The organism is Burkholderia sp. Ac-20353 (assembly GCF_017104785.1).
Taxonomy (GTDB): domain Bacteria; phylum Pseudomonadota; class Gammaproteobacteria; order Burkholderiales; family Burkholderiaceae; genus Burkholderia.
The window spans coordinates 1-7,906 of record NZ_JAAGPL010000293.1; the positions used below are offsets into that span (position 1 = coordinate 1).

General features: G+C 69.5%; 7 protein-coding genes and 1 pseudogene. 3 read left to right on the forward strand and 5 right to left on the reverse strand.

The features are described 5' to 3' along the window. The 5 genes from G3N94_RS38250 to G3N94_RS38270 all read right to left on the reverse strand — a co-directional run. The coding region (locus G3N94_RS38250) for a molybdopterin cofactor-binding domain-containing protein (protein ID WP_205799401.1) at nt 1-1,700 on the reverse strand (1,700 nt) is incomplete at its 3' end. 169 nt (nt 1,701-1,869) lie between these two features. After that, complete coding sequence (locus G3N94_RS38255; RefSeq protein ID WP_205799402.1) at nt 1,870-2,529, reverse strand: isochorismatase family protein; 660 nt, start codon at nt 2,527-2,529, stop codon at nt 1,870-1,872. A gap of 10 nt (nt 2,530-2,539) precedes the next feature. After that, a complete protein-coding gene (locus G3N94_RS38260) occupies nt 2,540-3,580 on the reverse strand; it encodes a 2,5-dihydroxypyridine 5,6-dioxygenase (RefSeq protein ID WP_205799403.1) in 1,041 nt (346 codons plus the stop codon). Nucleotides 3,581-3,613: 33 nt separating this feature from the next. Beyond that, entirely contained in the window at nt 3,614-4,444 is an 831-nt protein-coding gene (locus G3N94_RS38265) for an alpha/beta hydrolase (protein ID WP_205799404.1), read from the reverse strand. Between the two features lie 28 nt (nt 4,445-4,472). Then, entirely contained in the window at nt 4,473-5,225 is a 753-nt protein-coding gene (locus G3N94_RS38270; RefSeq protein WP_205799405.1) for an Asp/Glu racemase, read from the reverse strand. Nucleotides 5,226-5,522: 297 nt separating this feature from the next. Between G3N94_RS38270 and G3N94_RS38275 the strand changes: the two genes are divergently transcribed. The 3 genes and pseudogenes from G3N94_RS38275 to G3N94_RS38285 all read left to right on the forward strand — a co-directional run. Beyond that, complete coding sequence (locus G3N94_RS38275; RefSeq protein WP_205799406.1) at nt 5,523-6,680, forward strand: FAD-dependent monooxygenase; 1,158 nt, start codon at nt 5,523-5,525, stop codon at nt 6,678-6,680. A gap of 148 nt (nt 6,681-6,828) precedes the next feature. Continuing rightward, complete coding sequence (locus G3N94_RS38280) at nt 6,829-7,326, forward strand: (2Fe-2S)-binding protein (RefSeq protein WP_205799407.1); 498 nt, start codon at nt 6,829-6,831, stop codon at nt 7,324-7,326. After that, nucleotides 7,323-7,906: pseudogene (locus G3N94_RS38285) on the forward strand (hypothetical protein); the annotation flags it as partial. The gene G3N94_RS38280 and the pseudogene G3N94_RS38285, both read left to right, overlap by 4 nt.

The window sequence follows — 7,906 nt, forward strand, 5'->3', positions numbered from 1 at the left end:
CGCGCGGCGACCGCCTGCAGCAGCTCGGCGGCGCGCGTGTCGTTCAGGTGGCGCAGGCGGAAGTCGAGCGGGTCGATGCCCGCGAGCGCCGCGCATTCGTCGGCGAACGCGTCGTGCGCGAACGAGTTCGGCAGCGCCGACACGCCGCGCAGCCACGACGCGCGGACGAGCGGCGCGAGATCCTCGCAGACGAACCGGCGGTTCGGGCACGAGTACGGCGACACGGCCGTCCGGTCGCCCATCTCGAACACGCGCGGCTCGGGCGCGATCGCGCCGCTCAGCAGCGACGCGAGCAATGGTGCGTCGTTAGACGGATAGCGCGTCGAGAAGTCGTAGCCGAGCAGGTGGCCGTCGCGGCTCACGGTGCCGGTAACCCGCATCACCTGGCCGGCGCCTTTCGGTTCCCACGCATGCTCGTCGGCGCGCGACAACTGCACGCGCACCGGCTGCCCGACCGCGCGCGACAGCAGCAGTGCGTCGCCACACACGTCGTCCGCGCCATTGCGGCCGTAGCAGCCGGCAGCTTCCATCCGCACGATGTCGAGATCCGCTTCGTCGCGTTCGACGAGGGTCGCGAGGTCGTACCGCAGCGACACGGGGTTCTGCGTGCCGGACCACACGGTGATCGGGCCGTCGCCCGGCGCGCGGTAGTCCGCAACCGCGCAGGACGGCCCGATCGAGCCGTGCATCTGGAACGGCCATGCGTAGGTGCGCGTCAGCGTGGTCGAGCCGGGCTGCGCACGGATCGCGTCAACGTCGCCCTCTTCGAGCAGCATCCGCCGTTTCGCGGGTGCGGCCGCGATTGCCGCCGCCGGATCGTCGAGCGGCGTCAGCGCGGGATGCGGGCGCCAGCTCACGCGCAACTGGCGCGCCGCGCGGATCGCGTGCTCTTCGCGCTCGGCGACGACGCCGACGAAATCGCCGATCGCGACGACCGCGCGCAGGCCCGGCACGTCCGCGACCGACGCGCGATCGACGCCGGCGAGCGACGTGCCGACGAACGGTCCGCTGTCGATGCCCGCATACGGCGGCCGGATCACGCGGCCATGCAGCATGCCCGGCACGCGCACGTCGTGCACGAACGTCAGCATGCCGGTCGCTTTCGCGGGCAGGTCGACGCGCGGCGACGAGCGGCCGACGACCCGGTAGCCGGCCGGGTCCTTCACGTGCGCGTTCAGGTCGAGTTCGAGCGCGATGCGTTGCCCTGCGACGAGTTCGGCGAATGTGATGCGGCGCGCGTCCGGCTGCGCGGCGATGAAGATCGCGCCGTCGTCGGTGGCGAGCTGTCCGGCCGGAATGCTCCATCGCCCGGCGGCCCGTTGCAGCAGCGCATGCCGGGCCTGCGCGGCCGCGCAGCGAAGCGGCTGCGCGGAAATCTGGATCGTCGCGCTGGCGATCGTCGGCCCCTGGTTCGGAGTCGCCGCGGTGCTGCCGAGCACCATGCTCACGCGTGCGGCGGGCACGTCGAGTTCTTCCGCGACGATCTGCGCGAGCGACGTGCGGATGCCGGTGCCGAGATCGACGTGCCCGTTGAACGCGAGGATGCGGCCGTCGTCGAGGATCGCGACGAACACCTCGGGCAGGTCGAGCACGTACGACGACAGGCTGCCCGGCTGGCCGGGCGCGGGCCTGACGGGCGGCGCGGGCTGCCGGATCACGGTCAGGCAGCCGTCGCGCGCAAGCAGTTCGGAGCGATTCACGGATGGGGTGTCCTGTCGGGGCGGTGGATCCTGCGGTGCGCGTGCACGGGGTGCGCGCCGCTCGCGTCGTGAGACCGGCGCCGCGCCCGCTCGCGCCAATCCAGGCGGCCAAAAGCGGCGCGTCAATGGCGCGGCGGCGGACCGGTGCCGGCCGCCGCGCGCCTGTTCGCTACCGTGAGGTCGCAGCGGCGTGCGCCGCGTCGATCGCCACGATTGCGGCATCGAGCGGCATCACCGCCGCGTACTTCTGCTGCATGTCGAACAGGTTCGCGTCGTGCGGCGCGATCGCGCGGTCGCCGACGCAGTCGGACAGCACGAGCGGGCGAAACCCGTGCGACATCGCGTCGACGACGCTCGCGCGCACGCAGCCGCTCGTCACCGCACCCGCGACCAGCAGCGTCTGCACCGCGCGCTGCGTGAGCCAGGCGCTGAGCTGCGTGCCGAAGAACGCGGACGGCACGGTCTTGCGCACGACGAGCTCGCCCTGCGCGGGCGTGAGTTCGGGCACGATCGCGCTGTTCGGGTGATCCTCGGTCAGCGTCGCCATGCCGGGCACTTTCAGCGAGAACACGTTGTCGTCGCTGCCGTCGGCCGCGTACACGATGCGACTGTGCGCGACCGGCCAGCCGCGTTCGCGTGCGAGCGCGAGCGCATGCGTGGTGCGCGCGATCGCCGGCGCGATGTTGCCGCCGCCGAACGTGGCCGGATCGGCAAAGCCGACGACGAAGTCGACGATCAGCAGGCCGATGTTGCCGTGCGGCGGTAGCGGCGTGCCGAAGCCCTGCTGCTGGTAGACGCGCACTTCGGCGTCGCGGGAAAGATCGGTCATTGCGGTCTCCTCAGGCAGAGTGGTCGAGCACGCGGCCGTCGCGCACGACGGTCTCGCCGTCGAGCGCGACCGTGCAGCGGCGCAGCGGAATGTCGATGTGGCAGGTCGTCGTGCGGTTGCCGCCGCCTTCGTTGTTCGGGCCGAGCGAGAACAGGAAGTTGCCCTCGAACGCGCGCGCGTCCATCCCGATCGTCGCCTCGCGGTCGTACAGGCCGAGCGTCGACCAGCGCGCGCGCGGCTGCAGGCCCCAGCCGATATGCGAGATCGCATAGCCCTCCGGGTCGGCGAACGTCTCCATATAGTCGCGCAGCAGGTCGGCATCGACGCCGCCTTCGATCCGCGTCGCGTAGCCGCCTTCGACCGTCAGGACGATCGGCTCGCTCACGTAGTGTTTCTGCGGCAGCAGGATGTCGCCGCGGTCGATCACGATCGTGCCGTGCGCGGTGCGATCGTTCGGGTAGGTCAGCGCGAAGCCGCTCGGCCAGTGGTCCCAGCGGCCCGGTGCGTCGACGAAGCCGTATTCGGCTGTCGGCGGGAACTCGCCGAGCGGGCACACGAGCGCGGTGCCGGCCGCCGACGTGACGCGCATCTCGCGTGCGGCGGCGATCCGTTTCGCGGCCGCGAGCACGCGAGTGCGATCGTGCTCGGTCGGCACCATCCGCGCGAGCACTTCGGGCGGTTCGACGGCGAGCAGGATCTTCGTGCCCGACTTCAGGATGTCGTGCTGCTCGGGCGAAAACAGCAGCGTCATCAGGTCGAGCACGAGGTCGCTCGCCTTCAGTGCGGCGATCGCGGCCCGGTTGCCGGTAAGCGGCGTCGTGCCGAGGTACGCGAGCGGGTCGCGGCTGAACGCCTTGTCGCCGTTGACGGGCGGCAGGTCGAGCCGGTTGACGATCGCGCCCATCGATTGCGTCGCGATCAGCGCGCACGACAAGGTTTGCGGGTGGGTGGCCGGGCTCGTCAGGATCGTGACGGTCTGGCCCGGTTCGAGACGCGACAGCGTGAGCACCTGCTTCCACGCGTCGATCAGTTGGTAGTCGCTGACTGGCATCGGCAGCTCCGTGGCTGGGAAATGTGAGGAGGATCAGGCCGCGAGCGGCGCGCCGAGGAAATCGCCGAACGCCGCATAGAAGCCGGCCGCGTTGTCCCACGGGATCATGTGGCCGGCTTCGGGTACGCGCACGTGCAGCATCGACGGCGTCGCGCGCCGCAGTTCGGCGACGTCGTCGTCGCGCACCACGTCGCCGCGCTCGGCGGTGATCAGCAGCGCGGGCACGTCGAGTCGTGCGGCATCGGCGTGGAAATCGTCGGTATGGAAGCCGTCGTACGACGCGCGCACCGCGCGCTCGTCGCACGTGTGCAGCCATTCGGCGCGCAGTTGCCGTTCGTCGTCGGTCCAGGTCGGGCAGAACGCGCGCATCTGTTCGGCGTCGGTGCCGGCGCGCGCGAGTGCCATCGAGTCGATGTACCACGGCAACTGGCCGGGATACGGGCGCCGTCCGGGGCCGGACACCGGTGGATCGACGAGCACGACCGATTCGAGCCCGCGCGGGCGGCGCAGCGCGGCGCGCGCGGCGATTCGTGCGCCCATCGAATGGCCGACGAGGCTCACGTGCGACAGGCCGAGCGCGGCAACGAGCGCCGCGACGTCGTCGGCCTGTGCATCGAGGCTGTAGTCGAGCTCCGGCGACGCTGCGGACAGGCCGCGGCCGCGCACGTCGAGCACGTAGGTGTCGAATGCGGCTCCGAACACGTCGCCGACAAAGCCCCACGTGATCGCGGGGCTCGTGATGCCGGGAATCAGCACGACTGCGGCGCGCGTCGTGCGTGCGCCAGTCGCGCCGCCGTAGCGCAGGTAGTGCTGGCGGATGCCGTTCGCGTGAACGTTCGCGCCGTACAGGAAAGTCGTGGGCATGGTCGGGCTCCGGTGACGGGTGCGGTGCTCAGTACGCGCCGGACAGCAGGGCGCCCGCGCCCGGCACGACCGGCTCGAGATCGAGTTCGCGCAGCATCGCGTAGGTGGTTGCGATCGCCGCGGTGATCACCGGCTTGCCGGTCATCGCCTCGACCTTCGCGACGGCGGGCAGCGAAGGCATCTGCACGCACGCGGACAGCACGATCGCGTCGGCGTCCTGATACGGCAGCGTCTTCACGATGTCGGGCAGGCGCGCCGGATCGTGGCGGCCGACGTCAAGGTTGTCGGGGATCTCCAGTGCGCGATACGCGAGCACCTCATAGCCTTCATTGCGGATGTAGTCGACCACCAGCTCGGTCAGCGGCAGCATGTACGGCGCGACGACCACGATGCGCTTCGCGCCGATCACCTTCAGCGCGTCGACGAGCGCGCCCGCGCTCGTCAGCACCGGCGCCTGCGCGCCGTTGTCCGCGGTGTGCTTCGTCAGGCGCGCCTGCGACACGCGGTGATAGCCGTGGCCCATCGCCATGATCGCGACAAGGCACGCATAGCCGAGCACGTCGACGCGCGCGTCGCTCAGCTCGACCGCGCAGCGGTCCGATTCCGCGTCCATCGCGGCCAGTTCCTCCTTGACGACCTTCTTCATCCGCATCCGGCTCGAGTGATACGTGAAGCGTTCGGGGCGGATCGTCTCGCGCAGCCGCAGCATCGCGGGGATCTCGGTTTCCATCGTCGTGTTGGAACTCGGCACGATCTGGCCGATGCGGTAGGTCTTGCTCATGGCGGGAGGCTCCGTGGCAGGTAAGGGTGGGGCGGCCGCGGGTGATCGGGCTCGCCGGAGGTTGAGCAAAGTCTAGTGTGTACATTTGAAAATGGCAACGGGTCAAAAATATCGATCCCGTCTTTTACATAGAATGTGTCCGATATATGCGGCTTTTATTGGTGTTTTCCCGCATGTGCAAGCGGCGGCCGGCAATCTTCTTGTGCGAATTATTTTGAGTGTGTACGCTATATAAAGCTTATCAACTCGCCCGCTCGATGAGATCCGACGCTGCGGGCCCACGATCAGGAGATCCGCATGAGCACACCTCGTATCGCAATCATCGGCGCCGGTCTCGGCGGCACGGCCGCCGCGGCGCTGCTTCAGCGCAGCGGCTACGACGTCGCGCTGTACGAGCAGGCGCCGGCGTTCTCGCGTCTCGGCGCGGGGATTCACCTCGGCCCGAACGTGATGAAGATCATGCGGCGCATCGGCTGCGAGGACGCACTGAACGCGATGGGTTCGCACCCGGATTTCTGGTACAGCCGCGACTGGCAGACGGCCGACGTGCTTGCGCAGATTCCGCTCGGCGACTACGCGCTGAAGACCTACGGCGCGAGCTACCTGACCGTGCATCGCGGCGACTTCCATGCGCTGATGACGCAGGCCGTGACGCCAGGCACGATCCGCTTCGGCAAGCGTGTCGCGTCGGTGGAGGACACGGGCGACGCCGTGCGACTGACGTTCTCGGACGGCAGCGTCGAGACCGCCGACATCGTGATCGGCGCGGACGGCGTAAACTCGCAAATCCGCGAGCACCTGCTCGGTGCGGAGCCGCCGCGCTACACGGGCTACGTCGCGCACCGCGCGGTGTTTCCGGCGTCGCTGCTCGGCAACAAGCCTTACGACATGTGCGTGAAGTGGTGGTCGGAGGATCGCCACATGATGGTCTACTACGTGACCGAGAAGCGCGACGAGTACTACTACGTGACGGGCGTGCCGCAGGCCGAATGGCCCGACGGCGTGTCGATGGTCGACAGCAGCCGCGACGAGATGCGCGAAGCGTTCGCCGGTTTCCATCCGGACATCCAGCACCTGATCGACGTATCGCCGTCGATCACCAAATGGCCGCTGCTCGAACGCGATCCGCTGCCGCTGTGGAGCCGCGGCCGTCTCGTGCTGCTCGGCGATGCGTGTCATCCGATGAAGCCGCACATGGCGCAGGGCGCGGCGATGGCGATCGAGGATGCAGCGATGCTCGCGCGCTGCCTTGACGAGGTCGGCACGAGCGACTACCCGGGCGCGTTTGCGCTGTACGAGGCGAACCGCGCGGCGCGCGCGTCGAAGGTGCAGCTCGTATCGCACAACAACACGTGGCTGCGCGCGAACGAGGATCCGTCGTGGGTGTTCGGCTACGATGTGTTCGACGTGCCGCTCGTGGCGCCATCGCGGGATAATGTGGTGGCCGTCGCATAACGTTTCGGTTCATCCCGGTTCGTCCCGGTTCGTCCCGGTTCGCGCTGGCCGGCAACCGGCACGCAACCGGCACGCAACCGGCTTCGCGCCGTGCCGCGCGCGTGCCGGCGCATCACCCAGTCCCGCAGCCCGTTTTCCGGATCCGCTCATGTCGCATACCGCTTCCGCGTCGCGGCCGCTCACGCTGTGCGTGAACGGCGTGCAGCGTACCGTCGACGGCGCCGCGCCCGATGCGCCGCTGCTCATGGTCCTGCGCAACGATTTCGAACTGAACGGCCCGAAATACGGCTGCGGGCTCGGCCAGTGCGGCGCGTGCACGGTGCTCGTCGACGGGCAGGCGACGCGCGCGTGCGTCGTGCCGGCGGCCGCCGCGATCGGCCGAAGTGTCGCGACGCTCGAGGGGCTCGGTTCGGTCGACGCACTGCATCCGATCCAGCGCGCGTTCATCGACGAGCAGGCGGCGCAATGCGGCTACTGCCTGAACGGGATGATCATGAGCACGAAGGCGCTGCTCGAGCGCAATCCGTCGCCGGACGACGACGCGATTCGCGACGCGCTGCGCTTCAATCTGTGCCGTTGCGGCACGCATCTCGAGATCGTCCGCGCGGTGCGTCGCGCCGCGCGTTACCTCCGGGAAACGCGATGAACGGTGACCTGACGACGAACGCGTGCGGCGACATCGACCGCGACGGCACGCGGGGGCGCGACGGCGAAGTCGTGGCGGCCGCATCGCACGATGCGGCAGCAGCCGGTGCGGCCGGTCTTGCCGCCGACGCTTCGCAGGCGCGCCGCGCGCATTACGCATGGCCGATCGGCGAAGCGCACGCGTCGCTTGACGTCGAATCCCGCACCGCACCTGACGGCCGCATGACGACGTGGCGCTATTGCGCGCAGGTCAAGCGCGCAATCGGCGACGGCGGCATGCAGCCGGCGCTGGCGGACGGCGGCGCGCAGGCAACGCCCGCAACACCGACGTTCGTCTACCGCCACGCGCATGCGTCGATCGAAATGACGGATCCGGCCCGTGCGATTCCGCCGCACGCGCACGTGTTCGCGCGCGAGTCGTTCATCGACGAGTTGGCGGGCGCGATGCGGCGCGATCCGGTCGCATTGCGACTTCAGCATCTGGACCCGGCACAGGACGCCGGCCCGTGCGAGATCATCCGCATGGTCACGCAGAGAGCCGCATGGGGCGAGGCGGCCGCGGTGGGCGACACGAATGCGTC

Coding starts and splice junctions, on each gene's coding strand:
- G3N94_RS38255 (WP_205799402.1), bottom strand. CDS start 2,529: ATGACCGATCTTTCCCGCGACGCCGAAGTGCGCGTCTACCAGCAGCAG.
- G3N94_RS38260 (WP_205799403.1), bottom strand. CDS start 3,580: ATGCCAGTCAGCGACTACCAACTGATCGACGCGTGGAAGCAGGTGCTC.
- G3N94_RS38265 (WP_205799404.1), bottom strand. CDS start 4,444: ATGCCCACGACTTTCCTGTACGGCGCGAACGTTCACGCGAACGGCATC.
- G3N94_RS38270 (WP_205799405.1), bottom strand. CDS start 5,225: ATGAGCAAGACCTACCGCATCGGCCAGATCGTGCCGAGTTCCAACACG.
- G3N94_RS38275 (WP_205799406.1), top strand. CDS start 5,523: ATGAGCACACCTCGTATCGCAATCATCGGCGCCGGTCTCGGCGGCACG.
- G3N94_RS38280 (WP_205799407.1), top strand. CDS start 6,829: ATGTCGCATACCGCTTCCGCGTCGCGGCCGCTCACGCTGTGCGTGAAC.